This is a genomic window from Streptomyces sp. NPDC052109 (assembly GCF_040680195.1).
GTDB lineage: Bacteria > Actinomycetota > Actinomycetes > Streptomycetales > Streptomycetaceae > Streptomyces.
Genome location: NZ_JBFAWF010000012.1, coordinates 42,357 through 69,009 on the forward strand (window position 1 = coordinate 42,357; position 26,653 = coordinate 69,009).

23 protein-coding genes are annotated in these 26,653 nt (G+C 71.7%); 8 read left to right on the plus strand and 15 right to left on the minus strand.

The features are described 5' to 3' along the window. Positions 1–56: 56 nt before the first annotated feature. The gene (locus AB0L59_RS23715) at positions 57–1,565 is read right to left on the minus strand and encodes a PLP-dependent aminotransferase family protein (RefSeq protein WP_365586948.1); all 1,509 of its coding nucleotides are present in this window, start codon (positions 1,563–1,565) and stop codon (positions 57–59) included. A 102-nt stretch (positions 1,566–1,667) separates the two neighbouring features. Here AB0L59_RS23715 and AB0L59_RS23720 point away from each other — a divergent pair, with 102 nt between their 5' ends. From AB0L59_RS23720 to AB0L59_RS23735, 4 genes are all read left to right on the plus strand, one after another. Beyond that, positions 1,668–2,321 carry a hypothetical protein gene (locus AB0L59_RS23720; protein WP_365586950.1) on the plus strand — a complete coding sequence of 218 codons (654 nt, stop codon included), beginning with the start codon at positions 1,668–1,670 and terminating at the stop codon, positions 2,319–2,321. Then, complete coding sequence (locus AB0L59_RS23725) at positions 2,318–3,094, plus strand: glycerophosphodiester phosphodiesterase (RefSeq protein WP_365586953.1); 777 nt, start codon at positions 2,318–2,320, stop codon at positions 3,092–3,094. Before AB0L59_RS23720 ends, AB0L59_RS23725 begins: the two co-directional genes overlap by 4 nt. Before the next feature lie 52 nt (positions 3,095–3,146). Next, positions 3,147–4,493: an MFS transporter gene (locus AB0L59_RS23730; RefSeq protein WP_365586956.1), complete on the plus strand. Its 1,347-nt coding sequence runs from the start codon at positions 3,147–3,149 to the stop codon at positions 4,491–4,493. A gap of 289 nt (positions 4,494–4,782) precedes the next feature. Then, positions 4,783–5,157 (plus strand): RNA polymerase-binding protein RbpA, encoded by a 375-nt coding sequence (locus tag AB0L59_RS23735; RefSeq protein WP_003977404.1) that lies wholly within the window; start codon positions 4,783–4,785, stop codon positions 5,155–5,157. A gap of 161 nt (positions 5,158–5,318) precedes the next feature. Here AB0L59_RS23735 and fxsA read toward each other — a convergent pair whose 3' ends face one another. From fxsA to AB0L59_RS23755, 4 genes are all read right to left on the minus strand, one after another. Further along, positions 5,319–5,876 carry an FxsA family membrane protein gene (gene fxsA, locus AB0L59_RS23740; protein WP_365586957.1) on the minus strand — a complete coding sequence of 186 codons (558 nt, stop codon included), beginning with the start codon at positions 5,874–5,876 and terminating at the stop codon, positions 5,319–5,321. A gap of 65 nt (positions 5,877–5,941) precedes the next feature. After that, positions 5,942–6,739 (minus strand): polyprenol monophosphomannose synthase, encoded by a 798-nt coding sequence (locus tag AB0L59_RS23745; RefSeq protein WP_365586960.1) that lies wholly within the window; start codon positions 6,737–6,739, stop codon positions 5,942–5,944. A 555-nt stretch (positions 6,740–7,294) separates the two neighbouring features. Beyond that, on the minus strand, positions 7,295–8,908 hold the full coding sequence (locus AB0L59_RS23750; RefSeq protein ID WP_365586963.1) for an amidohydrolase: 1,614 nt from the start codon (positions 8,906–8,908) through the stop codon (positions 7,295–7,297). Positions 8,909–9,006: 98 nt separating this feature from the next. Further along, on the minus strand, positions 9,007–9,447 hold the full coding sequence (locus AB0L59_RS23755; RefSeq protein WP_365586965.1) for an Lrp/AsnC family transcriptional regulator: 441 nt from the start codon (positions 9,445–9,447) through the stop codon (positions 9,007–9,009). 244 nt (positions 9,448–9,691) lie between these two features. Between AB0L59_RS23755 and AB0L59_RS23760 the strand changes: the two genes are divergently transcribed. Beyond that, positions 9,692–10,126 carry a hypothetical protein gene (locus AB0L59_RS23760; RefSeq protein ID WP_365586968.1) on the plus strand — a complete coding sequence of 145 codons (435 nt, stop codon included), beginning with the start codon at positions 9,692–9,694 and terminating at the stop codon, positions 10,124–10,126. A gap of 22 nt (positions 10,127–10,148) precedes the next feature. Here the strand turns inward: AB0L59_RS23760 and AB0L59_RS23765 are convergent, their stop codons facing one another. From AB0L59_RS23765 to AB0L59_RS23775, 3 genes are all read right to left on the minus strand, one after another. Continuing rightward, complete coding sequence (locus tag AB0L59_RS23765; protein WP_365586970.1) at positions 10,149–11,243, minus strand: phosphotransferase family protein; 1,095 nt, start codon at positions 11,241–11,243, stop codon at positions 10,149–10,151. 14 nt (positions 11,244–11,257) lie between these two features. Beyond that, positions 11,258–12,358, minus strand: a complete 1,101-nt coding sequence (locus AB0L59_RS23770) for a hypothetical protein (protein WP_365586973.1) — start codon at positions 12,356–12,358, stop codon at positions 11,258–11,260. A 346-nt stretch (positions 12,359–12,704) separates the two neighbouring features. Next, positions 12,705–13,913, minus strand: a complete 1,209-nt coding sequence (locus AB0L59_RS23775) for an acyl-CoA dehydrogenase family protein (RefSeq protein WP_365586976.1) — start codon at positions 13,911–13,913, stop codon at positions 12,705–12,707. A 348-nt stretch (positions 13,914–14,261) separates the two neighbouring features. On the opposite strand from AB0L59_RS23775, the gene AB0L59_RS23780 reads away from it, so the two are divergent. Further along, positions 14,262–15,494, plus strand: a complete 1,233-nt coding sequence (locus tag AB0L59_RS23780) for a glycoside hydrolase family 18 protein (protein ID WP_365586978.1) — start codon at positions 14,262–14,264, stop codon at positions 15,492–15,494. Between the two features lie 85 nt (positions 15,495–15,579). Here AB0L59_RS23780 and AB0L59_RS23785 read toward each other — a convergent pair whose 3' ends face one another. From AB0L59_RS23785 to AB0L59_RS23805, 5 genes are all read right to left on the minus strand, one after another. Continuing rightward, positions 15,580–16,239: a TetR/AcrR family transcriptional regulator gene (locus AB0L59_RS23785; protein ID WP_365586981.1), complete on the minus strand. Its 660-nt coding sequence runs from the start codon at positions 16,237–16,239 to the stop codon at positions 15,580–15,582. Between the two features lie 75 nt (positions 16,240–16,314). Further along, entirely contained in the window at positions 16,315–16,455 is a 141-nt protein-coding gene (locus tag AB0L59_RS23790; protein ID WP_365586983.1) for an SCO1431 family membrane protein, read from the minus strand. Positions 16,456–16,570: 115 nt separating this feature from the next. Then, complete coding sequence (locus tag AB0L59_RS23795) at positions 16,571–17,935, minus strand: peptidase C39 family protein (protein WP_365586985.1); 1,365 nt, start codon at positions 17,933–17,935, stop codon at positions 16,571–16,573. A gap of 325 nt (positions 17,936–18,260) precedes the next feature. Continuing rightward, on the minus strand, positions 18,261–19,802 hold the full coding sequence (locus AB0L59_RS23800; protein ID WP_365586988.1) for an amino acid permease: 1,542 nt from the start codon (positions 19,800–19,802) through the stop codon (positions 18,261–18,263). A 76-nt stretch (positions 19,803–19,878) separates the two neighbouring features. After that, on the minus strand, positions 19,879–20,835 hold the full coding sequence (locus AB0L59_RS23805; RefSeq protein WP_365586990.1) for a hypothetical protein: 957 nt from the start codon (positions 20,833–20,835) through the stop codon (positions 19,879–19,881). 371 nt (positions 20,836–21,206) lie between these two features. On the opposite strand from AB0L59_RS23805, the gene AB0L59_RS23810 reads away from it, so the two are divergent. Both AB0L59_RS23810 and AB0L59_RS23815 read left to right on the plus strand, forming a co-directional pair. After that, on the plus strand, positions 21,207–21,716 hold the full coding sequence (locus tag AB0L59_RS23810; protein ID WP_365586993.1) for a hypothetical protein: 510 nt from the start codon (positions 21,207–21,209) through the stop codon (positions 21,714–21,716). Between the two features lie 428 nt (positions 21,717–22,144). Beyond that, complete coding sequence (locus tag AB0L59_RS23815) at positions 22,145–24,004, plus strand: AAA family ATPase (protein WP_365586995.1); 1,860 nt, start codon at positions 22,145–22,147, stop codon at positions 24,002–24,004. Between the two features lie 141 nt (positions 24,005–24,145). Here AB0L59_RS23815 and AB0L59_RS23820 read toward each other — a convergent pair whose 3' ends face one another. Then, positions 24,146–25,231, minus strand: coding sequence for a hemolysin family protein (locus AB0L59_RS23820; RefSeq protein WP_365586998.1), 1,086 nt, complete (start codon positions 25,229–25,231; stop codon positions 24,146–24,148). After that, the gene (locus AB0L59_RS23825) at positions 25,228–26,562 is read right to left on the minus strand and encodes a hemolysin family protein (protein WP_365587000.1); all 1,335 of its coding nucleotides are present in this window, start codon (positions 26,560–26,562) and stop codon (positions 25,228–25,230) included. Before AB0L59_RS23825 ends, AB0L59_RS23820 begins: the two co-directional genes overlap by 4 nt. Positions 26,563–26,653: the final 91 nt, after the last annotated feature.

The following is a 26,653-nucleotide window of genomic DNA, read 5'->3' on the forward strand; positions in this document are numbered from 1 at the left end:
GGCCAGTCCCACGCGCCCGCACTCACCACGAGGACGCGCCCGACCCGATGGGCGAACTAGGCGACAAACGTACGAGGCGCCTCCGCACCCCCCGTCCCCCCGGTCTCCACCAGGCGAGCCGCCGCGGCGAGCCGCACCGCCGCCTCCTCGGCCACCGCTCCCCCCACGGTGAACGGGAGCCGGACATAGCCCTCGAAGGCGCCGTCCACGCCGAAGCGGGGACCGGAAGGAACGCGGACGCCGGTCCGCTCCCCCGCTTCGGCGAGCCGGGAACCGGACAGACCGCCCGCGCGGACCCACAGGGTCAGACCGCCCTTCGGCAAGTCGAACTCCCATGTCGGCAGTTCCCGCCGGATCGCCGCGACCAACGCGTCCCGGTTCTCCCGGGCCTGCGCCCGGCGCAGCTCCACCGCCTGTTCCCAACCGCCCGTGCTGAAAAGCCAGTTGACGGCGAGCTGTTCCAGGACCGGCGTCCCGAGATCGGCGTACGCCCGCGCGGCGACCAGGCTGCGGATGACGTCCGGCGCCGCCCGCACCCAGCCGATGCGCATGCCCGCCCAGAAGGCCTTGCTGGCCGAGCCGACCGTGATGACGGTCGAGCCGGCCGGGTCGAAGGCGCAGACCCGGCGCGGCATCCCCGCGTCCGCGCAGTCCTCGTCCAGCCACAGCTCGGTCATCGTCTCGTCGGCGACGAGCACCGTGCCGGCCGAGCGCGCCGCGTCCACCAGCCGGCGCCGCTGGTCCTCGTCGGCGAGTGCGCCGGTGGGGTTGTGGAAGTCGGCGACCACATAGGCGAGTCGGGGCGCGGCCTCGCGCAGGACCTGGCGCCAGCGGTCCACGTCCCAGCCGGAGAGGCCCTCGGCCATCGCGACCGGGACCAGCCGGGCTCCGGCCTCGCGCATCAGCTGGAGGATGTTGGCGTAGGAGGGCGACTCCACGGCGATCCGTTCACCGCGGCCCGCGAAGAGATGACAGATCGCGTCGATGGCGCCCATCGCGCCGGTCGTCACCATGATCTGCTCGGGCATGGTGGGGATCCCGCACGCGGTGTACCGCTCGGCGATCATCGAGCGCAGCGCGGGCAGCCCGGCGGGGTAGTCGCCGTGCGTGTGGGCGTAGGGCGGCAGTTCCTCCAAGGCGCCCTGCACGGCGCGGGTGAGCCACGGCTCGGGGGCCGGGAGCGAGGCGCAGCCCAGGTCGATCACCGAGCCCAGCGCCTCGGGCGGCAGCGGCTCGAGACCACGGGCGGGCAGCGGGTTGCCGGCCGGCACGGCGGTCCAGCTGCCGGCGCCGCGCCGGGACTCCAGGAAGCCCTCGGTGCGCAGCGCCTCGTAGGCGGCCGCGACCGTGGTACGGCTGACGGACAGGGCGAGGGCGAGTTCGCGCTCCGCGGGCAGCCGGGCGGCCACCGGGACGCGGCCTTCGAGCACCAGCAGCCGGATGCCGTCGGCGAGGGCGCGGTAGGCGGGCGGACGGCGGGTGCCGGGGCCGGCCGGGCGGTCCTGCTGGGACTTGAGGAGCCGAGCGAGCTGTGCGGCCCCCATCGCAGAGGTCCACTGCGCCATGAAGATCAGTCCACCTTCCCGGAATTGGCCATGGATGGCGATTCATCCCAAGCCACAGAGTGACATGCGTCAGGCCACCGCCACCACCCAGGGGGGTATCTCATGTCCACTCGGCGCCGTCTCGGACGACGGTTGACCCAGCTGTACGCCGGGCTCGCGCTCTACGGCGCCAGTTCCGCCCTGCTCGTCGAGGCGGGCCTCGGCCTGGAGCCCTGGAACGTGCTGCACCAGGGCCTCGCCGAGCTCACCGGACTGACCATCGGGGTGGTGTCGATCATCGTCGGCGCGGCGGTGCTGCTCCTGTGGATCCCGCTGCGTCAGCGTCCCGGCCTCGGCACGGTCTCGAACGTCTTCGTCGTCGGCCTCGCCATGGACGGCACGCTCGCACTCGTCCCGGACGCGCACTCCCTCGCCGTGCGCGTCCCGCTGCTGCTCTCGGGGATCGTGCTGAACGGCGCGGCGACCGGCCTGTACATCGCGGCGCGCTTCGGTCCGGGTCCCCGCGACGGGCTCATGACGGGGCTGCACCGGCGCACCGGCCGCTCGATCCGGGCGATGCGGACGGGGATCGAGGCCATGGTGGTGGTGACCGGGTTCCTGCTGGGCGGCACCATCGGTGTCGGCACCGTGCTGTACGCCGTGTCCATCGGGCCGCTGGCGCAGCTGTTCCTGCGGGTGTTCGCCGTCGCGTCGGCACCGGACCGCAGCACGGTCGTTGCCGCCGCGACACCGGAGCGAGCCATACTGCCCAGGTGAGCCTCACGACACCACCCGTACGCCACCCCTATCTCGACCATCCCGGCCCGATCGCCTTCGCCCACCGGGGCGGGGCCGCCGACGGGCTGGAGAACACCGTGGCGCAGTTCCGTCACGCGGTGGAGCTGGGCTACCGCTACATCGAGACCGACGTGCACGCCACGGCCGACGGCCGGCTCGTCGCCTTCCACGACTCCACGCTGGACCGGGTCACCGACGGTGCCGGCCGCATCGCCGACCTGCCGTGGGAGGACGTACGGCACGCGCGCGTGGGCGGCCGTGAACCGGTGCCCCTGTTCGAGGAGTTGCTGGAGACCTTCCCCGACGTCCGCTGGAACGTCGACGTCAAGGCGGAGCCCGCGCTGCGCCCCCTGCTGGACCTGATCGAGCGCACCGGCGCCTGGGACCGGGTCTGCGTGGGCTCGTTCTCCGAGGCCCGGGTGCTGCGTGCCCAGAGGCTGGCCGGGCCGCGGCTCGCCACGTCGTTCGGCACGCGCGGGGTGCTGAACCTGCGGCTGCGCTCCTGGGGCCTGCCGGCCGCCGTGCGCCGGTCGGCCGTCGCCGCGCAGGTGCCCGAGGCACAGTCGGGCGTCCCGGTCGTCGACCACCGCTTCGTCCGCGCCGCCCACGCCCTCGGGCTGCAGGTGCACGTGTGGACGATCAACGAACCCGAGCGCATGCACCGGCTCCTGGACCTGGGTGTCGATGGCATCATGACCGATCACATCGACACGTTGCGCAAGGTCATGGAGGACCGCGGCGTCTGGGTCTGACCGGCCGGGCGCCCGGCCGAGCCTTCGCAGGAGCGGGGAAGCGAGGGCACGGGTGGAAACCGACACAGTACGGACGCCGGCGGCGGACGAGACCGCCGGCCTGAGGCGCGAGCAGCGCGGCTGGTACTTCTACGACTGGGCCTGCTCGGTCTATTCGACGAGCGTGGTGACGGTCTTCCTCGGGCCCTACCTCACCGCGGTGGCCAAGCGGGCCGCGGACGCCGACGGCTATGTGCACCCGCTGGGCGTCCCGGTCCGGGCCGGGTCCTTCTTCGCGTACTCGGTGTCCCTGTCGGTCATCGTCGCGGTCGTGGTGATGCCGATCGTGGGCAGCGCGGCCGACCGCACGGGCCGCAAGAAGCCGTTGCTCGCGGCGGCGGCGTACACCGGGGCCGCCGCGACCACCGGCATGTTCTTCCTGGACGGCGACCGGTACCTGCTCGGCGGGGCCCTCCTGGTCGTGGCCAACGCCGCCCAGTCCGTCGGGATGATGCTCTACAACTCCTATCTGCCGCAGATCGCCCCGCCCGAGGAGCGCGACGCGGTCTCCTCGCGAGGCTGGGCCTTCGGCTACGCGGCGGGCTCCACCGTCCTGGTCGCCAACCTGGTCCTGTACTCGGGCCACGACTCCTTCGGTCTGTCCGAGACCGCCGCGGTCCGCATCTGCCTGGCCTCGGCGGGCCTGTGGTGGGGTGCCTTCACGCTCGTACCGCTGCGCAGGCTCCGCGACCGGCACGTGCGCGTGGAGCGCGGTACGGCACCCGGGCTCAGGCAGCTCGCGGCGACGGTCCGGGACATGCGCCGGTACCCGCTGACGCTCGCCTTCCTGCTGGCCTACCTCATCTACAACGACGGCATCCAGACGGTGATCACGCAGGCCTCCGTCTACGGCTCGCAGGAACTGGGGCTCAGTCAGTCGACGCTCATCGTGGCCGTGCTGCTGGTGCAGGTGCTGGCCGTGGCCGGCGCGCTGGCGATGGGGCGGCTGGCACGGACGTACGGGGCCCAGCGGACCATCCTGGGCTCGCTGGTGGCCTGGACGGTGACCCTGGCCGCCGGCTACTTCCTGCCCGCGAAGGCACCGGTGTTCTTCTTCGTGCTGGCCGCGGGGATCGGCCTGGTGCTCGGCGGCAGCCAGGCGCTGTCCCGCTCGCTGTTCTCGCATCTCGTGCCGCCCGGCAAGGAAGCCGAGTACTTCTCGGCGTACGAGATGAGCGACCGCGGGATGAGCTGGCTCGGGCCGCTGCTGTTCGGCGTGACCTACCAGCTGACCGGAAGCTATCGCTCCGCGATCATCTCCCTGGTGGCCTTCTTCGTCATCGGCTTCACCCTGCTGGCGCGCGTCCCGGTGCGGCGGGCGATCGGTGAGGCGGGCAACCCGGTTCCGGAGAGGATTTAGCGCCGATTTAGCGCTCAACACAAAAGGGCGGTAGTGTACGCCTTTGGCCTGCCAGGCGTACCGTTACTGCGCGTCAAAGATGCCGAAACGCTGGGTGACATCTGCTAGCAGATGTGACAAACCGGGCGCCGGTGGGTACGACATTGGTCAGCAAGGCTGCGGCTACGACGGCGACGCATGACCCGGAACGGGACACGGAACGGGAATCTTTACCGCCGACCGGACGTTGACCGGATGACGACGACAGCGACACCTGTCCTGTGGGCGACAAGCCCGGGAGGCACGATTCATGAGTGAGCGAGCTCTTCGCGGTACGCGCCTCGTGGTGACCAGCTACGAGACGGACCGCGGTATCGACCTGGCCCCGCGCCAGGCCGTGGAGTACGCATGCGAGAAGGGGCACCGGTTCGAGATGCCCTTCTCGGTCGAGGCGGAGATCCCGCCGGAGTGGGAGTGCAAGGTCTGCGGGGCCCAGGCACTCCTCGTCGACGGCGACGGCCCTGAGGAGAAGAAGGCCAAGCCCGCGCGTACCCACTGGGACATGCTGATGGAGCGGCGCACCCGTGAGGAGCTCGAAGAGGTCCTCGAGGAGCGCCTGGCGGTTCTGCGCTCGGGGGCGATGAACATCGCGGTTCATCCTCGGGACAGCCGCAAGTCGGCCTAGTCCCTGCGGGGCCGGGCCGAGACACAGCGCACACCACCGCGGGCGCCGTACGTGATCCACGTACGGCGCCCGCGGTTTTCGTACGGCGGCGGAGACCTATGGCCGCGGAGACGTTCGGACCCAAGAACGTGTGGCCCCGGAGCCCTGTGTCCCGAGCGTCCTCACCGCGTCAGCGGCGGCCACTGCCGCTGCTCGCCGGGCTCAGGCCGGTCCTCACGGATGACCTCGCCCTGGACCACCCTGCCGTCGGGGCGGTGGATCCGGGCCTGCTGAAAGGCATCGCCGAGGCTGCCCGGGGCCGCCGTGCGCAGCCTCTTGTCCAGGGTGTTCTCGAAGTACCGGCTCACGGTCTTCTGCACCGGAGGGAGCAGCAGGAGCAGGCCGACCGCGTCGGAGGCCAGGCCGGGGATCATCAACAGCAGACCGCCGAGCATCATCAGTCCGTTGCCACCGCCGCGCGCCGGCGAACCGCCCTGCTGCAGCGCCTCGTTGAGGCTCCGGAAGGCACGGCGGCCCGCCCGCTTGATGACCACGGAGCCGGCCATGAAGCCCGCGACGAGCAGCAGGAACACGGCGAGCCCGCCGGCCGCGCCCGCGACCAGGGTCAGCAGCCAGATCTCCAGTACCAGCCAGGCGGCGACCCCAAGCGGCAGATACCTGCGCAGCCGGGAGCGCCGGGGCCGGGCGGTGTACGGAGAGGTGGGAGCGCCAGTCGTCATGGCCCCAGTGTGCCTGGCCGCGGCTCAGTGCGGGATAAGGGGACGACCGACCACGGTCGACGAGCCTACGAGGCCCGCTTGTTCTTGCCGGTGAGCTTGGCGACCCGGTCCCCCGCGCCCCAGGCGGTGACCCGCCACAGCGCCTCGACCAGGATGTCCTTGCTCATCTTGGAGTCGCCGAGTTCGCGCTCGACGAAGGTGATCGGGACCTCGACCACGTGGTAGCCGGCCTTGACCGCGCGGCGGGCCAGGTCGACCTGGAAGCAGTAACCCTGCGAGGCGACCTCGTCCAGGCCCAGGCCCTGGAGGGTCTCGCGGCGGAACGCCCGGTAGCCGCCGGTGATGTCGCGCAGCGGCAGGTCGAGGGCGAGCCGGGAGTAGAGGCTGCCGCCGCGGGAGATGAACTCGCGGGACTTGGGCCAGTTCACCACGCGGCCGCCGGGCACCCAGCGGGAGCCGAGCACCAGGTCGGCGGTCTTGAGGGCGGTGAGGAGCCGGGGCAGTTCCTCGGGCTGGTGGGAGCCGTCGGCGTCCATCTCGACCAGCACGCCGTAGTCGCGCTCCAGGCCCCAGCGGAAGCCCGCGAGGTAGGCGGCCCCGAGGCCTTCCTTGCCCTTGCGGTGCATGACCTGGACGTTCTCGTCCTCGGCGGCCAGCTCGTCGGCGAGCTTGCCGGTGCCGTCGGGGCTGTTGTCGTCCGCGATCAGCACGTGCGCCTCGGGGACGGCCTTGCGTACCCGGCCGACGATGGTCTTGATGTTCTCCGCCTCGTTGTAGGTCGGAATGATCACCAAGGCCGTGCCGAGCGGACCGAACTGCCTCCCCTGGGCCTTGGCCGCGAGGGTCCCGTCGCCGTCGTTCACTGCTGCCCCTTCATGTCGTACGCAGGGGACCACCATAGTGGCCACCGCACAGGAAGACGTGACAGCTCGTTCGTATGGCGGTGTCGATTCCACAAGAGTGGGGTAAGAATGTGTTTTTTCGGTACCTCAGCGGTGCCCCGCTCTCGCCGCACCACCACGACGGATGGGGGCCCGGCGCCCTTCGGGCCGACCTGGGACCCGCTGGCTGCGGATCGACCGAAAGCCGTTGTCTACTGAGCGCACGGGCCCCACCCGGGTCACACCTTGCCGGGCCGGAACGTTCCCTCGGCGGCGCGGGCGCTGAGCCTGGCTGCCAGCGACGGTGCCCCGGTGCGGCACACCGTCCCTGACCCAGCGGCGCTGCGACGAGTGGCGGGAACGCTCCCGGTCGGGCGTCCGGTGGTGGACTCGGACGAACCTACCGGCCCTCGGCAGTCGACTGTCAACAGCCCTCTGACCTGCGGCGACGGTCCGGAAGACGGGGGCACCCCAGAGGATGCGCAGGTCGGGCGGCGGGGCGGCGGCGACCGACGGCCACCTCGCCCCGCCCGTAGATCACTCGCCCGGCCGTACGAACACCGTCCGCCCGCCCACCACCGTGCGCAGGCAGACGGGCAGGTCGCGGCCGGGGGTGAGGTCGGGCAGACCGGGCGTGCCGGAGCGCGGGTCGGTCGACCAGCGGGCCACCCGGTCGTCGGGGGCCTGGACGACCAGTTCGTCGGTGCGCCAGACCGCGTAGTCGGCGGGCGCGCCCGGCACCAGGACGCCCGCGTCGTCCCGGCCCACGGCCCGCCAACCGCCGCGGGTGTGCGCCGTGAAGGCGGCCCGGACGGAGACCCGGTGCTCGGGCGTGTGATGGAAGGCGGCGGCGCGGACGGTGCCCCACGGGTCGAGCGGCGTGACCGGGCTGTCGGAGCCGAAGGCGAGGGGCACACCGGCGCGCAGCAGGGCCGCGAAGGGGTTGAGGGTGCGGGCCCGCTCGGCGCCGAGACGCCGGGCGTACATGCCGTCCTCGCCGCCCCACAGCGCGTCGAAGGCGGGCTGCACGGAGGCGATCAGGCCCAGTTCGGCGAAGCCGGCGACGGTCTCGGGGGTGAGCATCTCGGCGTGCTCGACGCGATGGCGGGCGGCGCGGATCCGGGCCGGGCCGAGCTTTTCAGCGGCGGCGCGCACGCCCTCCACGACGGCGCTCACGGCGGCGTCGCCGATGGCGTGGAAGCCCGCCTGCAGGCCCGCCTCCGTGCAGGCGGCCACGTGGGCCGCGACGGCGTCGGCGTCCAGGTAGGCGGTGCCGGCGTGGCCGGCGTCGGCGTACGGCGTGTGCAGGCAGGCTGTGTGCGAGCCGATCGAGCCGTCGGCGAAGAGGTCGCCCGCGGCGCCCGCGGCACCCAGGTCCCGGGCCCTCTCGACGTTCTGCTCGGCCCAGTAGCCGACGACACGGGGACCGGGCACCTCGGCGGCCAGCCTCAGCAGGCCGGTGAAGTCGTCCTCGGAGGAGATCTGCGGACCGCCGCACTCGTGCACCGTGCCGATGCCGAGGGAGACCGCGCGGGCGAGAGCGGTGCGCTGGGCCTCGGCCCGCTGGGCGGGGGTGACGGCGGCGAACGCGGCCTCGCGTACGGCGTGATGGGCGTCCCGGGTCAGCGGGGCGTCCTCGCGGGCGGCCACGCCGGGGACCAGGTCGAGCAGGGCGGTGGTGACGACCGCCGAGTGCACGTCGATGCGGGAGAGGTACAGCGGGCGGCCGCCGGTGGCCTCGTCCAGCTCGGCGCGCGTCGGCGGGCGGCCGCCGGGCCAGCGGGCGGCGTCCCAGCCGTGGCCCAGCAGGACGCGGGCGTCGGGGCGGGCGGCGGCGAAGGCACGGACCAGATCGAGGGCCGCTTCCAGAGAGGGGGCGGCGGACAGGTCCAGGCCGGTCAGGGCGAGGCCGGTGCCGGTGGTGTGCACATGGGCGTCGGTGAAGGCGGGGGTGACGAGGGCGCCGTCGAGGTCGATCACCTCGTCCACACCGTCGACGAAGGCGTCGGCGGCACCCTCGGAGCCGACCCAGGCGACTTGTCCCGCCTCGACGACCATCGCCGTGGCGAAGGGGTCCGCGGGGCTGTGCACCTCGCCGCGGCGCAGCAGGACGGTCTTGGCGGGCTCGGGCTCGGCGGTGCGGTCGCTCATAGCGGACAGTTTCTCCTGTCGCCGGGGAGGAGCCGCACCTGGGGCATGCCGGAAGGGCACCCGGCGGCGGGGAACGGCGGGTGCGGCGCGCCGCCGGCTCAGATCCTCGGCGGGCGCGCCTCGTACGGCGTCGACAGGACCACCGTCGTCCGCGTGGAGACCCCCGCCAGGCCGCGGAGCCGGGCCAGGAGTTCCTCCAGCTCGTGCGGCGTCGACACGCGCACCTTGAGGATGTAGTTCTCGTCGCCGGCGACGCTGTGGCAGGCCTCGATCTCGGGGACGCCGGCGAGGCGGTCCGAGATGTCGTCGGGGGCGCTGGGGTCGAACGGTTTCACCGAGATGAACGCGGTGAGCGGCAGCCCGACGGCCTCGGGGTCGACCACCGCGGCATAGCCGCGGATGACGCCACGCTGTTCCAGCCGGCGCACGCGCTGGTGCACGGCCGACGTGGACAGGCCCGTGGCCTTGCCCAGGTCTGTGTAGCTCATCCGCCCGTCCTTGACGAGCAGCTGCACGATCTGTCGGTCCAGCTCCTCCATGGCGCCAAAACCTACAGGGCGCTTGATCTCCTCGGATAGCCGAGAGCGCAGGTCATAGCCGGTTCGATACAAAAAGCACCGCATAAGACCCGCAGCACGCACCTGCACACGGCATGTGACGAACGCCACACGTCACGAACGGGCTCCGTGATGTTCTCGTGATTACCGCCGAGAGCGGACGGGAAGTGCTTGCTGTGGTCGAGGCCGCAGCGCCGTAACGGCCCAGCCTTAGGGGGAGAATCCCATGCAGAGTGTCCATCGCCCTGGTCGATCCGCGTCCAAGCGGCAGCAGCCGGTCGTCGAGCCCGAGCCGGAGGGCGTCGAACCCGACGCCCTCGACGACGAACCGGACGCCTACGACACCTTCGAGATGTACCGGGTGATCTGCCCGGACTGCGCCCAGCCGATCGCGCTGCTGGCGGACGAGGCGGTCCTGCCGGAGCACGCGCTGTGCGCCTCGCCGTGGAACCCGTTCGGGCTCACGGTCTGTGCGGGTACGGGCCGCTCGGCGGCCGACGCCCGCCCCGCGGACGAGTCCTTCGAACCGCAGGAGCAGGACACCGCCCTGCTGCTGACGCTGCCCCAGGGTCTGAACTGGCGGACGCAGCCCTTCTCGCACGTCGGTGGCCCGGGCTCGCGCCCTATGCGCGTGTCGGCGATGCGCCGCGAGGCCGCCTGAGTCCCTTCCGGCCGGGCCCGGTTCAATCCCAGTAGCTGCCCTGCACCAGGGCGCGCAGACTGTCGTGGTGCAGGATCAGTGTGTCCGGGTCCGCCGGGACGTCGACCTCCCCGAAGTACGCCTGCCGGTAGGCGATGCGCAGCATGACGATCGCGTGCCGCAGGGCGGCGTAGAGGGTGTGGAACTCCATGTCGCGCGGGGTGTGGCCGGTCAGGCGCGCATAGCGGGCCTCGACGCGGTCGCGGCGCAGGAAGTCCGGCAGTCCGCGCTGCCCGGAGGCGACCGTGAGGTCGTGGAAGAAACGGTGCAGGTAGACGGTCCAGCCGAGGTCGACCTCGCGAGGCGCGAGCGCCGCCATCTCCCAGTCCAGGACGGCGACGGGGTCGAAGCCGTCGTAGACGATGTTCCCGATGCGCGCGTCGCCCCAGCTGAGGACGGGGTCGCCCGGCTCGCGCGGCCACAGCTGCTCCAGCCGGTCGAAGGCGGCCTCGATGAGCGGTGAGCGGGGCAGGCCGTCGATCACCCAGGCGTAGTAGGCGCGTTGGGCCGTCACATGGCGGCGCAGGGCGTCTCCGGCACCGGGCCTGGCGAGGAACCGGGCCTCGGCGACGGGCACCTGGTCGTGCAGCCGGGCCAGCAGCCCGACGGTGGCGGCCTCCAGGTGGGCACGTTCGGCGTCGCTCGCCGCGTGCAGCCAACTTCCCTCGTAGGTGTACGGCATGACGTCCGGCGGCACGCGCCCGGCGACCCGCTCCATGACGAAGAACGGCGCCCCGAGCGGGCCGGGGTCCTCCTCCAGCCACAGGACGCGGGGCACGGGCACGTCCGTGCGCTCGGCCACCAGGCGCAGGATGCGGTACTGACGGGCCATGTCGTACTCCGGGAAGACGGTGTACGCCGCCGGGTCCGCCGCGAGCCGCAACGCGCAGGCCCTGAAGGGCGCCTCGGGGTGCTCGAGGTCGAACAGGAGGGTCTCGCTGGACATGCCGTTGGAGGCGGGGACGGTGACGCCGGTGGCCTCGGCGCCGGGCAGCCGGGTGCCGAGCCAGGCGGTGAGGCGGTGGGCGAGTTCCCCGGGGTCGCGGGTGGTGGTACGGGGACGCGGTGTCGTGACCATGCCGGGCTCCTCCCTCAGGGCGCGACCGAGTCGAAGCCGGTGAAGCCGCTCGGGTCGTGCCGGCCGAACGAGCCGTGCTCGAAGATGCCGTGGCCGGTCTGCCCGTCGAGCCGGAAGCGGGCGGAGTGGTCGGTGACGCCGTAACCGGCCAGGGGGTGGGGCAGGGTCATGTCGTAGGTGCGGCGGTCGGTCCAGCCGGGGCCCCGCCACGTGCCGTGCTGCCAGTCGTCCGCCGGCGGATAACCCGCGCCGAGCGCGAGCGGCGAGGAGGCCAGGATCTCGACGTCCAGTTTGTGTGACTCGCGCGCATCGCCCAGATGGATGACCGCCCGTTCCGGGTGGCGGGTGCCCGAGCGGTATCCGATCTCCGCCTGGGGCCAGCCGAGTTGGCGGTCGCGCCGCCCGGGGCGGACCAGGGTGGCGTCGTTCAGGGAGCGGTGGCCGTCGGCGTCCTCCTGGGTGATGACCATCAGGAAGCGGTCCTCGAAGCGGACCGGGCACCAGATCCAGTGGAAGCCCTCGGCGGGGTGGTCGGCGGCGAGCCGGCCGCCGTCCTCGCCGGGGACCGGCCGGACGCCCCAGCTGCGGTCCCGGGTGCCGGTCCAGTCGTCCCCGGTGACCCTGAACTCCGCTCCCCCGGCCCGGATCACGCCCTCCGCGGTGCCCGCCTGGACGAAACGGCAGCCTTCCAGGGTGAGCCGGTCGCCCCGGCGTTGGAGGTGGTGCGGCTCCCAGAGGGCGGGGAAGGCGGCCGTCCAGGTGAGGTCGTACGACAGCCGCTCGTCCTCGCAGATCAGGCGCAGCTGCCGCAGGGGCCGGGGCACCTCGATGCGCAGCGGGCCGACGGCGAGCCGCATCCGGTCCTCGTCCAGGGCGTCCGAGGCGCGGACGGCGTGCAGGCTGTCCCCGGTGCGCAGGGTGGCGTAGGCGTCGATCACGCCGAGGTTGGGGTAGACGCCGAGGCCGAGGATGAGCAGGGCACGGCCCGCGTGGTCGAAGACGTGGAAGATGCAGCGGTCGTAGGCGTTCCGGTCGCCGGTCGCCACGTGCTTCATGGACAGCGGCACCTGGTGCACCGGGTACTCGTCGAGCGGTACGGGACGGTCGTCGGCCACGGGCAACCCCCTGATCGATGGTCGGCTGACGGTACGTCAGTCGACCTGAGGAGGCCAGAGCGGGAACCGGATGCGCCTGAACTGACGCTCGATTCCGCCGGGCGGTGACCTGTCCGGCCGTTGTCGCGTTGCCCAGGTATGACCCCCATGCACTCGGTCACCGGGCGTCAGCGCCGCGTCTTCGTCCCGCGCCCCGCAGAATCGGTTCCGCCGCCGCCCGCGCCGCAGGACCCGCCCATCTACCGTGATCTCATGCGGACCTGGGCCGACCGGGGCCGGACCCTGCCGGGCCGCCACGACCCGGAGTGGATCAGGCTGGCGGCCCCGACGGTCCGCACCGGACAGTTCAGCGAGCTTCGGGTCCCGCCACGTGACGGGCGATGACCATCCGCTGGATCTGGTTGGTGCCCTCGACGATCTGCAGGACCTTGGCCTCCCGCATGTAGCGCTCGGCCGGGAAGTCGGTGGTGTAGCCGTAGCCGCCGAGTATCTGCACGGCGTCCGTGGTGACCTTCATCGCCGCGTCGGTGCAGTGCAGCTTGGCCATGGCGGCCTGCTTGGCGAAGGGCTTGCCGGCGTCGCGCAGCCGGGCCGCCGCGAGGTACAGCGCGCGGCCGGCCTCGATCTGCGTGGCCATATCCGCGATCATGAAGCGCAGGCCCTGGAAGTCGGCGATGGGGCGCCCGAACTGACTGCGCTGGGTGGCGTAGGCGACCGCCTGGTCCAGCGCGGCCTGAGCGAGGCCGATCGCGCACGCGGCGATGCCGAGCCGTCCTGAGTCCAGGGCCGACAAGGCGATGAAGAAGCCCTGGCCCTCCTCGCCGATCCGCCGGTCGTCACCGACGCGGACGCCGTCGAAGTGGACCTGTGCGGTGGGCGAGCCCTTCATGCCCATCTTCTTCTCGGGCACCGCCCCGCTCAGCCCGGGCGCGTCGCCGGGAACCAGGAAGGCGGTGATCCCGCGCGGGCCGTCCTCACCGGTGCGGGCCATCACGGTGTAGAAGTCGGCGATGCCGCCGTGCGTGATCCACGCCTTGGTGCCGTTGATCACCCAGTCTCCCCCGCGCTCGGCCGCGCTCGCGCGGGAGGAGCCCGCATCCTCACGGACGGCCTTCGTGCGCAGCGACGCGGCGTCGGAGCCGGAGGACGGCTCGGAGAGGCAGTACGCGCCGAGCAGGCCGCCACCGAGCATGGCGGGCAGATGCTCGACCTGCTGCTGCTTGGTGCCGTAGGTGGCGAGTGCGTAGGAGGCGAGCGTGTGCACGCTGACACCGAGGCCCACGGTGAGCCGGGCCGCGGCCAGCTCCTCCAGGACCTGGAGGTAGACCTCGTAGGGCTGGTCGCCGCCGCCGTACTCGGAGTCGTAGGGCAGACCGAGCAGGCCCGATTCGGACAGCAGGGTGAAGACCTCGCGCGGGAAGCGTTCCGCGTCCTCCTCCTCGGCCGCCTTCGGCGCGATCTCGCGCTGGGCGATGTCCCGGACGAGCGCGAGCAGATCCCGCGCCTCCTCCGTCGGCAGCTGACGCTCCACCGGCTGCGGGTGACGGTCGGACATGGCGTCGGTCTCCTCCCTGTTTCGGGCACCGGCGGTGTGGCCCGTCGGGTGGGGGCGGCTCCGCCTGGTCGTTCCGGAATGGCCACAGGCGTCCGCTCCCGGGTCTCGGAAGCGGCTGACCAGCGGCTGTGCGCTGTGAGTATGCCCGATCCGCGACCTCCCGTCACCAGTTAACGACCGCTCACTTCAAGAATCCAGTCGGAACTCTTCGCAGCGCCGGATTCACTCGCGACATTGGTCCGAACCATTGACCGAAGTGGTCTAGTCCTCCTACTCTGCATGACCAACGCTTTACCGCGTTCATGCCAATCAGCGCGCGTTCCCCTCTCCCGCACGAGGAGACACCCCATGCACATTCCCCACCGCTCCCGGCTGCGGGCACTGGTCTCGGCCGCGTGTACCACCGCCCTGGGCGCCGGGCTGCTCGCCGGCGCGGGCACCGCCACCGCGGCGGCCCCGGCCGCGCCGCACGTCAAGGCCGGCTCGAAGGTCGTCGGCTACTTCACCGAATGGGGTACGTACGACCGCAAGTACTACGTCAAGAACATCGAGACCTCGGGCTCCGCGGCGAGGCTCACCCACATCAACTACGCGTTCGGCAACGTCACCGGCGGCAAGTGCGCCATGGGCGACTCCTACGCGGCCACCGACCGCGCCTACACCGCCGCCGAGTCGGTGGACGGCGTCGCCGACACCTGGGACCAGCCGCTGCGCGGCAACTTCAACCAGTTGCTGAAGCTGAAGAAGAAGCACCCGGGTCTGAAGATCCTCTGGTCCTTCGGCGGCTGGACCTGGTCCAGCGGCTTCGGTGAGGCCGCGCAGAACCCGGCCGCCTTCGCCCAGTCCTGCTACGACCTGGTGAAGGACCCCAAGTGGGCGGGGCTTTTCGACGGCATCGACATCGACTGGGAGTACCCGAACGCCTGCGGCAACACCTGCGACACCAGCGGCCGGGAGGCGTTCAAGAACGTCATGGCCGCGCTGCGGTCGAAGTTCGGCTCCGGCAAGCTGGTCACGGCGGCGATCACGGCCGACGCCTCCGGCGGCGGCAAGATCGACGCCGCGGACTACGCGGGCGCGGCACCGTACGTCGACTGGTACAACCCGATGACGTACGACTACTTCGGCGCCTGGGACGCGAGCGGCCCGACCGCCCCGCACTCCCCGCTCACCTCCTACAGCGGCATCCCGAAGGCCGGCTTCGACACCTCGTCGACCATCGCCAAGCTCAAGGGGCTCGGCATACCGGGGTCCAAGCTGCTGCTCGGCATCGGCTTCTACGGCCGCGGCTGGACCGGGGTCACCCAGGCGGCACCCGGCGGCACGGCCACCGGCCCGGCGGCGGGGACGTACGAGCAGGGCATCGACGACTACAAGGTGCTCAAGACCAAGTGCCCGGCGACCGGAACCGTGGGCGGGACGGCCTACGCCAAGTGCGGCAGCGACTGGTGGAGTTACGACACCCCGGCCACCATCGCCACCAAGATGGCGTACAAGAACCGGCAGGGCCTCGGCGGCACCTTCCTCTGGGAGCTGAGCGGCGACACCTCGAAAGGTGAGCTGATCAAGGCCGTCAAATAGCCCCTCACCGGGGGACTTGGGAGCGGAGGACCACGAGCCTCCGCTCCCTTGTGCGTCGGACGACCGCGCGTCGGGAGCCGCCGCGTCAGCCGTCGCGGCGGGCCGGCTGCGGCGCCGGGTAGGACGGGTCCAGTTCCTCGACGGCGCGCAGGACTCCACCCAGCGTCTTCACGAGCAGCAGGCGCATGGTGTCACGGGAGAGCTGGGGGCGGTCGATCCAGTCCAGGGTGGCGCCCTCGACGCTGCACACCCAGGAGAGCAGGGCCATCCGGGCGAGCGGGGCGATGTCGCTGCGGCCGTAGGCCCCGTCGGCGATGGTGGCGATGATCGCCTCGCGCACGCCGTCCCGGATGGCGTGCACCTCGGCGTCGAAGCCGACGCCGCCGCTGACGATGGTGCGGTAGGCGGCCTGATGGTGCTCGGCGTAGCGCAGATAGCCGTCGATCGTGCGGTGGACGCGGTCCACGGCGGGCGTCCCGAGCCCACCGGCGGCGGAGGTGACCAGGTCGGCGACGGAGTCCTGGATGATCGCCAGGTAGTAGCCCCGCTTGGACTGGAAGTAGTAGTAGATCAGCCCCTTGGCGACATGCGCCTGGCGGGCGATGTCGTCCATGGACAGCGCGTCGTAGGACGTGTCGGCGAACAACTTCCGCCCGATGGCGATGAGTTCGGCGCGACGCGCCACCGAGCGCTCGGTACCGCGCGTCCGGGGACGGACGGCGGCGCGCTGATGCGGCATATTCAATTTCGACCCTGTTCCAGGCGGTCGGCGGGACCCGAGCAGTATGTCAGAACATGCCGCACACGTGAGCGGGTCGCGTCAGAGCAGGCCGAGCTGGGTCACGAGCATCGCGACGACCGCCACGAGGACCCAGCCCATGACGTGCTCGAGGATCTTCGGGCCGTCTTCCTGGGGGCCGCCGGTACGGGCGCGGGTGGCGGTGGCCGGGTGTGCGGTCATGCTGTTACTCGCAAGGGTCGGACGTACGGATCGGATGCACTGAAGCGGGCCCCCCACCCATGTGTCCACCTTGCCACCCGCGGCGCCTTTCGCAGCGATGAGCTTGCTCACACGGTCAGCGCACACCCACCGCCGCGAGGGCCTTGCGCTGGCGCGGGCTGGGGTGGGCCGGGAAGTAGAGGTAGCAGACTCCCCCGGTGCCGGAGACGACCTTGCCGGAGGCGTTGTACCGCTTGGTGCGCAGCCAGATGTTCTCGAACTCCCGGCGCTGATAGACCCGGCGTACCGCGTCGTCGCTCGGTGAGGCCGGGTCGTTGGCGATCACGTCGCCCTCGGCCGTGAAGCCGATCACCGTCATCAGATGGCCGGAGGTGCCGTAGCCCGCGCCGGTCAGCTCGGTCTTCAGGAAGGACTGGGACGTTATGGCCGGGATGCCGGCCGCGATCAGTGTCTCCAGGTCGGTGAGCGAGCCGAGCCGCGTGACCACACCCTGCAGCCCCTCGAAGGTGGCCGCGTAGGCGGCGTTGAACGGCCAGTTGCCGCAGCCCTCGTACTGGTAGTCGTAGGTGAAACGGGCGGCGTGGTCCACCTGCGGATCGGCGTAGGAGGGGTCGACCCAGGACAGCTGCTCGGGAGTGAGCCGTCCGCCCCAGTACTCGATGATCATCTGCGAGGAGGTGGGGCTGCACCAGGCCTCGCCGCCGTTGTCGTACTGCGGGTACTGGCCCTTGTGGATCTCCTGCGAGTAGCGCGGGACGGCCAGCTCCTGGGCGAGGCCGGGGGTGGAGGCGGGGACCGTGAAGCGGTCGGGGATGTCCGAGCCCATGGCGCCGAGCCGCCACACGGTGGGGGTCAGGTGCGTGCCGGGCCTGCGGTAGAGGGTGAGCCGCAACCGGTACGACGCCAGACGCAGGCCGGTGCTCGCGTCGTCGATGGCGAAGGTGTCGGTCCAGATCGTGCTCATGCCGTCGCTCTGACCGTCCACCGAGGTCCGCCTGATGTCCTGGTCACCGGCGGCCCAGCGGCCCATCACGTACCACGGGGTGTCGGTGCCGTCCGAGTATGTGCCGCGCAGTTCGACCTGGATCCAGGTGCCCTCGGGAGTGTGGGCGTTCCAGGAGGAGACGACCTCGGTGGCGGGGGCGGTGAGCCTGTGGACCGGGGAGGTCCAGGTGGCGTACTCCCAGGTGGCGGTCGTGCCGGTGTGCGGGTCCGTGTAGTCGGTGCGGCCGGCGGCGGTGCCGATCACGACGCCGGGCCGGGCGCCGGAGACGGCCCGGACGCCCTGGGCGGCGCCGAGACGCCACTCGCGGAACGTGGTCCAGGCGTGGTAGTCGATCGGCCGGGCCTGCGCCCGGCCGGGGGCGTCGGTGGCGGACCGCTGCGCGGCGGCGGCAGCGGGAGCCGTTCCGCCGGCCACCGCCGCGGCGACGGCGGCGGTGAGGACGGTTCTGCGGGACGGCTGTTGGGCTCTGCTCATGGGCGCGATTCCCCCAGGTGTCCGGTTCGGGGCTGATCTGCTGCAGGTTTTGCGCCAACTATGGAGCAGGCGGCATGCCCCTGCCAGCACTTTCGACGTATGCCGCGCCATGAATATTGGTCTTGGCCAGTGGCAGGAGCCTTCGGCAGTTGAGCGGTGCTCGGCGCCCGTGGACGGCCGGGGTCGGGGCCGCTTCCGGCGCCGCCAGGGTGCCGCCGCGGTTCATAGGGGCGCGGGGCACTGCGCGACCAGCACCGAAACACCCGCGGCGCGGCGCGCAACCGCCTTGGCTGCGCGCCGCGCCGGGGCCATGTGGCGCGCGGCGTCAGACGAGATCCATGGCGGCGACCTCGTCGGGGCGTCCGTAGCTGATCGGCCCCTGGAAGCGGCGGCGGGCGGTGGCGAACCACCACACCGTCGCGACCACCAGGACGGCGGCGAGTGCGATCGGCGCGTAGTTGAAGGAGTCGGCAGTGATCGGGGACGCCTGCGGCAGCATGAACAGGACGCTGCTGAGCACGATCCAGACCACCGCCAGCCAGCCGACCGGCCGGCCCCAGCGGCCCAGGTGCCAGGGCCCGGGCTGGAACTCGTCACCGAGGCGCAGCCGAAGGAAGATCGGCACGGCGTAGGCGAGGAAGAGCCCGACCACGTTGACGCTGACGATCGCGGTGAAGGCGGTGTGGGACCACCAGCCCGGCAGTACCAGAGCCAGCGAGCAGGCCACCGCGAGCCACACCGCCTTCACGGGTGTACGGGTGCGCGGTGAGACCGAGTGCCACCAGCGCGAGCCGGGCATGGCGCCGTCGCGGGAGAAGGCGAAGATCTGCCGGGTGTTGCTGGTGAGGTTGGCCAGACCGCAGAAGAGCATCGCGCCGATGACGACGAGGAGCATGACCTTCGCGGTGCCGAGGCCGAGCCCGTCGATGAGAATCTGGACCGGCGGCGCGTCCGAACCGGCCACCTTGGCGTAGTCGCCAATGCTATAGACCAGTGCAAGCATCAGGATCAGCCCGGTGATCGCCGAATAGCCGATGGAGCGCGTGATCCCCCTGGGCGCGTTGATCGTCGCATGGACCGTTTCCTCGGACATGTGGAAGCTGCCGTCGAACCCGGTGAACGTCCAGCTGGTGACCAGCAGGCCGAGCATGCCGCCGTAAAGCCCGCTCGTGAAGCCGGTGTTGTTCTCGAAATGCGTCACGAACGACGCCGGCTGATGGTGATCGGGCATCACTATGAGTGCGCCCACGATCACGACGAGTCCGACCAGCAGCCACCACACGGAAATACGGTTCAGCACGGCGACGAGCTGGACGGTGTAGGTGTTGGCGAGCCCCTGGACCACGATGATCAGGGCCGTGATCAGCACCGTCTGGTGGGCGGTCGGCTGGTAGGAGGGCCACTGGAGGTGCACGAACGCCTGAATGAAGGTGGCGGCCGCATAGCCGGTGGCGGCGGTGCCGCCGATCTGGCCGACGAAGTTCAGCCAGCCCGTGAACCACGACCAGGCGCCCTTGTGCCGCTTTGCAAGTTTACCGGCCGAGAAATACAGGGCACCGCTCGTCGGATAGGCGGAGGCGACTTCCGCCATGGCCGCGCCGATGAGCAGCACCATGATGCAGACACCGATCCAGCCGAACACGAGAATGCGGGGGCCACCCGCGTTCATACCGAACCCGAAGGACGAGAAAATGCCCGACAGGATATTGATGATGGTGAAGGAGATAGCGAAATTGTCGAAAGCCTTGAAGCGTCGCGTGAGTTTCCGCGGATAACCCATCGCGTGCAGGGTCGCGTCGTCGTCGAGCACGACCGGGTCCTCGCCGGCGCGGGCTCTCGCCCGTGGAGTCGACATCCGTTCCGACACAGATCGGCCTTTCTCTCGAGGGGGGAGCAGGGATCTTTCGCTGGGAGCAGGGCCGGACAGGGGCTAGCGAACAGGGTCAGTCCGGCCGTGGGACGGGCAGGCCGCAGGCTCGCCGGGCGCGGGAGAGCTGCTCGGCAGGGTCGCCGAAGGCGCTCCAGGGCATGCGCGAGGCGTACGGACCCATCGCCGTGAACACCGCCCGGGCCTCGAACTCGCGCTGGGCCATGACCAGCGCGTGCGCGAGGTAGGCCAGGTCGAGCACCGGGGTGAAGCGGTACCCGGCCAGCGCGGGCAGCCAGTTGTGGTAGGCCGACAGCGCGGTGGAGCGCCACTGCGGCTGTTCCCAGATGCGGTCGGCGAGCAGCTGGGTGGGGTTGTAGCTCTCCACCAGGGCCACCAGGGGCAGCAGCCGGAGGACGGAGTCGGTGGGCGCCCGCTGGCTCAGGAAGGCGGCCACGTCCCAGGCCGCGTTGACCGAACCGCCGTAGCGCGTGAAGAAGCACGACAGGAAACGGTGGTGGCCCTCGCGGTGCCAGGGGTCCAGCGACAGGATGTGCGAGAACAGCCGCCAGGGACCGGGCGGGGCGGTGAGCAGTCCCCGCGGGGCAGGGTCCCGCAGCCGGTGCAGCCGGGCCATGGCGAGCTTGGCGACCCAGGGCGTGGGGTCGTCGGGGGCCACGGCGGCGGCGCGGTCGCAGGCGGTCAGCGCGATCCGCTCCAGCGCCTCGGCACGCTCGTCGCGCGCGTCGGCGGCCCGCAGCGCGCGCTGCACCGCGACCCGGGCCCACATCAGCGCCGCCTCGGGAGTCGGCTCCTCGGCGAGCCAGCGCTCGACCAGATCGGTGCCGGCCGCCTCGGAGGCCAGGACCAGCGAGCGATGGGCGCGCAGGCCGAAGTCGGAACGCGTCTCGGCGAGGACCTCGTAGGCGTATCGATAACGTCCGGCGCGCACATCGACGCACACGCTCGCCAGGACACGGTCGTCGGCCGCCGGATGCCACACATAGTGCCCTTCGAATAACTCCGCGGCCATGTCTCCCTGCCAGTCCCCGTACGACGCATAGCGGTTGCGCTGGTGGCACCTTACTCAGCGGCGGGCACACCCGGAACGCCGAATTCGACATATCGGTCAGGGGATTCGCGAACGTTTATCCACGCCATTGACTGGCCGCCAGCCGATGGTTCAAATGTCGACCTTTGCGTCCGGCAACCCCGGCGGCCGTCCGCCGCCATGGGCTCCTACTAGACTGTTTCCGGAAAACCGCCCACTCCGACCACCTCCAGGGATCCGTCATTCGCGACCTCGCCGCCCGGCTCCACGGGCTCCCCCCGTCCCTCGGGCCGGTCCGGCTGATCGGGGTCGACGGGCATGCGGGCTCGGGAAAGTCCACCTTCGCCGGACGCTTGGCCGCCGCGCTCGGCGGGGCCCCGGTGCTGCACCTCGACGACATCGCGAGCCACGAGCAGCTCTTCGAGTGGACCGACCGGCTCACGACCCAGGTGATCCGCCCGCTCGGCCGCGGCGAGAGCGCGCTCTACACGCCGTACGACTGGCGCGCCGGCGCCTTCGGCCCGCCACGCCCGCTGCCGGCCGCACCCGTGGTCCTGGTCGAGGGGGTCGGCGCCGGCCGCCGGGCGGTGCGGCCGCATCTGGCCCTGCTCCTGTGGATGGAGCTGCCCCGGGAGGAGTCCTGGACACGGGGCCGACTGCGGGACGGGGCGGAGCAGCGGGACTTCTGGGAGGGTTGGGTCGAGGCGGAGCACGCGCACTTCGCCCGGGACCCCTCGCGCCCCCATGCTGATCTTCTGGTGCGGCAGACACCGGAGGGCTATGAGGTGCTGCCGGGACTGGGGTCAACCTCCGGACCGGACCGATTGGTGACCCGGAGTGACGAACCGTCCGCGTTGTGGTGAAGTGGTGAAGAGCCTTGCCGGGCGAACTTCTCCGAGTGCCTCAACTCTGCTTGACCGGGGGGCCGTACAGGTCTTACGTTCTCAATGTGCGGTCATTCGGGACCGCCCGAAGACGCGAAGCCCCCGGTTGTTCCCCCGTGACCGGGGGCTTCGTTCTGCCCTGGGACGCGTTTCCGGGCGCCGCGCGCACCGATCCGCTCACCCTCGGTCACGAAGTCGTAGGGGCCCCGTCTGCTCCCACCTCGTGGAACGGCCCGTGCGGCACACTTCGGTACGCGGTCGTCGCGCGGGTACGATGCCCTCGGTGCGACCTTCGAGGCAACCTCGCGCACCTGCAACTCCGGTCCGCGGCACAGCGGTTCGACCGCGGCGGCCGTCGGGCGACTGCCCGGTGGTGATCCACGGGGGCACGGTCTGTGGGGGGACGGATGGACTTCGGCACGCAGGGCCCCGAGGCCCCGGCCGACCTGGTCTGGCTGCGGGGGGTGGACGCCTACACGATGGGCGCCTATCCGCAGGCGGAGGAGGAATTCCGCACCGCGGTGCGGATGGACCCGGGGATGGCCGACGGCTGGCTCGGGCTGCACGCACTCCGGGTCGACACGACGACCTCGCTGCTCAGAATGTTCCGGCACCGCGACCGCTTCGGCGAACAGCGCGCGCGGCACCGCCGGACGCTCAACTCCTGGTACTGGCTGGGCTGGTGGGTGCAGCCGGTGCTGGAGAGCCCGCGCGATCTGCTGCTGGCGCACGCCTCGCACTGGCTGGACGGCCGGCATGTGCCCGAGCTGGACCGGGCTCTCGCCGGGCTGCCCCCGGTCGACACCGACCCCCAGGTCCGCTTCCTGCAAGCCTGCCGCGCCTATCTGGTCAAGGACTGGGATCAGCTGGTGCGGCACACCGACCCGCTGCTGGACGATCCGATGCTCGGCATCGAGGCCGGCCTGTTCGGCGGCATGGCCAGAGTCCGGCTGGAGATGTACGGACAGGCCGAGCCGCTGCTCTCCGCGGCGCTGATGCGCTGCCGCAGTGAGCAGCCGCAGCGCAAGGAGCTGCGGTACTGGCTGGCGCGGGCCCACGAGGGCACGGGCCGCTCGGCGGCGGCACTGCCCCTGTACCGGGCCGTGCACCGCGTCGACGCGGCCTTCATGGACACCTCGGCGCGGCTCGCGGCGATCGCCGAGGGCGACGGGTACGACGACACGGCCGACCTGGCCGCGATCACCCTGACCGGCGCGGGGCAGGACAGCGTCGACGGGCCGGACGGCTTCGATCCGCTCTTCGGGACCGAGGGACGCGATCTGCGGCTGCCGGAGCCGGACCTGCCGACCGGGCCCCTGCCGTCGGTGAGCGATCCGGCGGTACGGGTGAGGGGCGGGCTCTCCTCGCCGATCCCGGCCGGGCCGACCGATCCCGCGTTACTCGAGGAGGCGCTCGCCGAACTCGAGCGCATGGTGGGTCTGGAGCCGGTCAAGCGCCAGGTGAAGGCCCTGTCCGCGCAGTTGAACATGGCCCGGCTGCGGGCCGGGCAGGGGCTGCCGGTGCAGCCGCCGAAACGGCACTTCGTCTTCTCCGGGCCGTCGGGCACCGGAAAGACCACGGTGGCCCGGATCCTCGGCCGGGTCTTCTACGCGCTGGGCCTGCTCGGCGGGGACCACCTGGTGGAGGCCCAGCGGGCGGACCTCGTCGGCGAGTACCTCGGCCAGACGGCCGTGAAGGCCAACGAGCTGATCGACTCCGCGATCGGCGGGGTGCTGTTCGTGGACGAGGCGTACTCGCTGTCCAACTCGGGGTACGGCAAGGGGGACGCGTACGGCGACGAGGCCCTGCAGGTGCTGCTGAAGCGGGCCGAGGACAACCGGGACCATCTGGTGGTGATCCTCGCCGGCTACCCCGAGGGCATGGACCGCCTCCTGGCCGCGAACCCCGGGTTGTCCTCCCGTTTCACGACCCGCGTCGACTTCCCCTCCTACCGGCCGCAGGAACTCACCGAGATCGGCAAGGTGCTGGCCGGGGAGAACGGGGACGTCTGGGACGAGGAGGCGCTGGAGGAGCTGCGCTCGATCGCCGGGCACGTGGTCGATCAGGGATGGATCGACGAGCTGGGCAACGGGCGGTTCCTGCGGACGCTGTACGAGAAGAGCTGCGCGTACCGGGATCTTCGGCTGTCGACGTACGCGGGGGCGCTGTCGCGCGAGGACCTGGCGACGCTGCGGCTGCCCGACCTGATGCAGGCGTACGGGGAGGTTCTGTCGGGACGGGGACCTCACGATCCGTCGGCCATGTAGGTGCGGTCGGCCGCGGCCGGGCGGGGGCGCTCGCCGGCGCCGGCCGGGTGCCGCTGCGCGAGCGCGCCCAGGGGCGCGGGGAACCGCGCGACCAGCCGCGACGCGCCGGCGGCCGCACAGCCCCCGCCACCGTCCGAGCTCTCAGGCGAGCGCTCCCTCCGGCTCCCCGCTCCCCCTCGGCTCCGTCAGCCGCACGTCCGGCATCTCCCGGTGCGCCGGATCCCGTACCTCGCCCACCAGCATCTCCAGGACGTCCTCCAGGGCCACCAGGCCCAGCACCTTGCCGGAGGCGTCCGCGACCTGGCCCAGATGCGTGGCCGCCCGGCGCATGACCGTCAGGGCGTCGTCGAGCGGCAGCTCGGCCCGCAGGGTCGTCATCGGGCGCCAGACGTGTTGCGGGACGGCGCGGCCGGAGTTCTCCAGGTCCAGGACGTCCTTGACGTGGACATACCCCATGAAGGGGCCCTTGTCGGACGCGGCGACCGGAAAGCGGGAGTATCCCGTGCGGGCCGTCAGCTCGACGATCTCTCCCGGGGTGACCGCCGGGGTCACCGTGACCAGGGACTCCCGGCACAGCAGGACGTCCGTGACCGGGCGGGAACCCAGTTCCAGGGCGTCCTCCAGGCGCTCCCGCTCCTCGGGGTCGAGGAGGCCCGCCTGGCCGGAGTCCTCCAGCAGGCGGTTGAGCTGCTCGCTGGTGACGACCGCCTCGACCTCGTCCTTGGGCTCGACCCGGAAGAGGCGCAGGATCGCCTGCGCACAGGCGCCGAGGGACACCGTGATCGGCTTGCACAGGCGGGCGAAGTAGACCAGGCCGGGGCTGAGCCACAGCGCCGCCTTCTCGGGGGCCGCCATCGCCAGGTTCTTCGGCACCATCTCGCCGATGACCAGGTGGAAGAAGACCACCGCGGCCAGCGCGATGACATAGCCCAGCGGGTGCACCATGCCGTCCGGGAGGTGCGCCGCCGCGAACACCGGCTCCAGCAGATGCGCCACCGTCGGTTCGGCGACCGCGCCGAGGGTCAGCGAGCACACCGTGATGCCGAACTGGGCCGCGGCCATCATCTGGGGCAGGCGTTCCAGGCCGTAGAGGACCTGGCGCGCCCGTGCCGTGCCCAGCGGTTCGATCTGGCTGCGGCGGACGGAGACGAGCGCGAACTCGGCGCCGACGAAGAAGCCGTTGGCGAGCACGAGCAGCGCGGCGAAGACCAGTTGGAGGACGCTCATCGCACGGCCTCCATGACGTTCGCCGCCGGGGCCGTCCTGACCAGGCGGACCCGTTCGGCGCGGTAGTGGCCGACCTGGCGGACGGAGACCCGCCAGCCGGGCAGTTCGGCCCGGTCGCCGGGGGCCGGGATACGGCCGAGCAGGTCGGCGACCAGTCCGGCGACCGTCTCGTACGGCCCCTCGGGCACGTCGAGGCCTATGCGCTGGAGGATGTCGACACGGCAGCTGCCGTCGACGTCCCAGGCGGGCCGGCCGTCCTCCGGCGGGGCCGGGGCCAGCTCGGGCACGTCCTTGGCGTCGTGCTCGTCGCGGACCTCGCCGACGAGTTCCTCGACGATGTCCTCGAGGGTGACGACGCCCGCCGTGCCGCCGTACTCGTCGACGACGACGGCGATGGGCTGCTCGCTGCGCAGGCGCGCGAGGAGCGGCTGGACCGGGAGGGTCTCGGGGACCAGCAGCGCCTTCCGGGCGATGCGGCCCACGGGGGTGCGCAGCCGGTCGCGCACGGGGACCGCGAGCGCGTCCTTCAGGTGTGCCATGCCGACGATCTCGTCGATCTTCTCGCGGTACACCGGGAACCGGGACAGGCCGGTGGCGCGGGTGAGGTTGACGACGTCCTCGGCGGTGGCCGAGTCCTGCAGGGCGCTGACCTTCACGCGCGGGGTCATGACGTGCTGTGCGGTCAGCTCGCCCAGGGACAGGGTGCGGACGAACAGGTCGGCCGTGTCCTGCTCCAGGGCGCCGGCCTGGGCGGAGTGCCGGGCCAGGGAGACGAGTTCGCCCGGGGTGCGGGCGGAGGCCAGCTCCTCGGCGGGCTCGACGCCGAGGGCCCGCACGAGCCGGTTGGCGACGGTGTTGAGCGCGGCGATCACCGGGCGGAACAGGCGGGCGAAGTGGTGCTGCGGGCCCGCCACGAACCGCGCGACCTGGAGCGGCTTGGACACCGCCCAGTTCTTGGGCACGAGCTCGCCGATCACCATCTGGATGGCGGAGGCCAGCAGCATGCCGACGACCACGGCGACACCGGAGACGGCGCCGTCGGGGAGGCCGAGGGCGGCGAAGGGCCCGTGCAGCAGGCGGGCCAGGGCCGGTTCGGCGAGCATGCCGACGACCAGGGAGGTGATCGTGATGCCCAGCTGGGTGCCGGAGAGCTGGAAGGACAGCTCCTTGAGCGACTCGGCGACCCTGCGGGCGCGTCGGTCACCCTCGGCCGCGGCCTGCTCGGCGTCCGTCGACTCGACGGTCACCAGGCCGAACTCGGCCGCCACGAAGAAACCGTTGGCGAGGATCAGCAGAAAAGCCGCTCCGAGGAGCAGCAGGGGGATGGTCACGCTGCCACCGCCTTCCCGGTATGTCGGGTCGGGGCGGCGCAGGTACTACAGGACGATCCGTCCATCGCTGGAGGGAGTCACTCCTCGAGTA

Bases quoted from the DNA above. Each gene is read 5' to 3' on its own strand.
- AB0L59_RS23715 (WP_365586948.1), bottom strand. From the start codon at position 1,565: ATGGCGCAGTGGACCTCTGCGATGGGGGCCGCACAGCTCGCTCGGCTC.
- AB0L59_RS23720 (WP_365586950.1), top strand. From the start codon at position 1,668: ATGTCCACTCGGCGCCGTCTCGGACGACGGTTGACCCAGCTGTACGCC.
- AB0L59_RS23735 (WP_003977404.1), top strand. From the start codon at position 4,783: ATGAGTGAGCGAGCTCTTCGCGGTACGCGCCTCGTGGTGACCAGCTAC.
- fxsA (WP_365586957.1), bottom strand. From the start codon at position 5,876: ATGACGACTGGCGCTCCCACCTCTCCGTACACCGCCCGGCCCCGGCGC.
- AB0L59_RS23750 (WP_365586963.1), bottom strand. From the start codon at position 8,908: ATGAGCGACCGCACCGCCGAGCCCGAGCCCGCCAAGACCGTCCTGCTG.
- AB0L59_RS23755 (WP_365586965.1), bottom strand. From the start codon at position 9,447: ATGGAGGAGCTGGACCGACAGATCGTGCAGCTGCTCGTCAAGGACGGG.
- AB0L59_RS23760 (WP_365586968.1), top strand. From the start codon at position 9,692: ATGCAGAGTGTCCATCGCCCTGGTCGATCCGCGTCCAAGCGGCAGCAG.
- AB0L59_RS23765 (WP_365586970.1), bottom strand. From the start codon at position 11,243: ATGGTCACGACACCGCGTCCCCGTACCACCACCCGCGACCCCGGGGAA.
- AB0L59_RS23775 (WP_365586976.1), bottom strand. From the start codon at position 13,913: ATGTCCGACCGTCACCCGCAGCCGGTGGAGCGTCAGCTGCCGACGGAG.
- AB0L59_RS23780 (WP_365586978.1), top strand. From the start codon at position 14,262: ATGCACATTCCCCACCGCTCCCGGCTGCGGGCACTGGTCTCGGCCGCG.
- AB0L59_RS23790 (WP_365586983.1), bottom strand. From the start codon at position 16,455: ATGACCGCACACCCGGCCACCGCCACCCGCGCCCGTACCGGCGGCCCC.
- AB0L59_RS23795 (WP_365586985.1), bottom strand. From the start codon at position 17,935: ATGAGCAGAGCCCAACAGCCGTCCCGCAGAACCGTCCTCACCGCCGCC.
- AB0L59_RS23805 (WP_365586990.1), bottom strand. From the start codon at position 20,835: ATGGCCGCGGAGTTATTCGAAGGGCACTATGTGTGGCATCCGGCGGCC.
- AB0L59_RS23815 (WP_365586995.1), top strand. From the start codon at position 22,145: ATGGACTTCGGCACGCAGGGCCCCGAGGCCCCGGCCGACCTGGTCTGG.
- AB0L59_RS23820 (WP_365586998.1), bottom strand. From the start codon at position 25,231: ATGAGCGTCCTCCAACTGGTCTTCGCCGCGCTGCTCGTGCTCGCCAAC.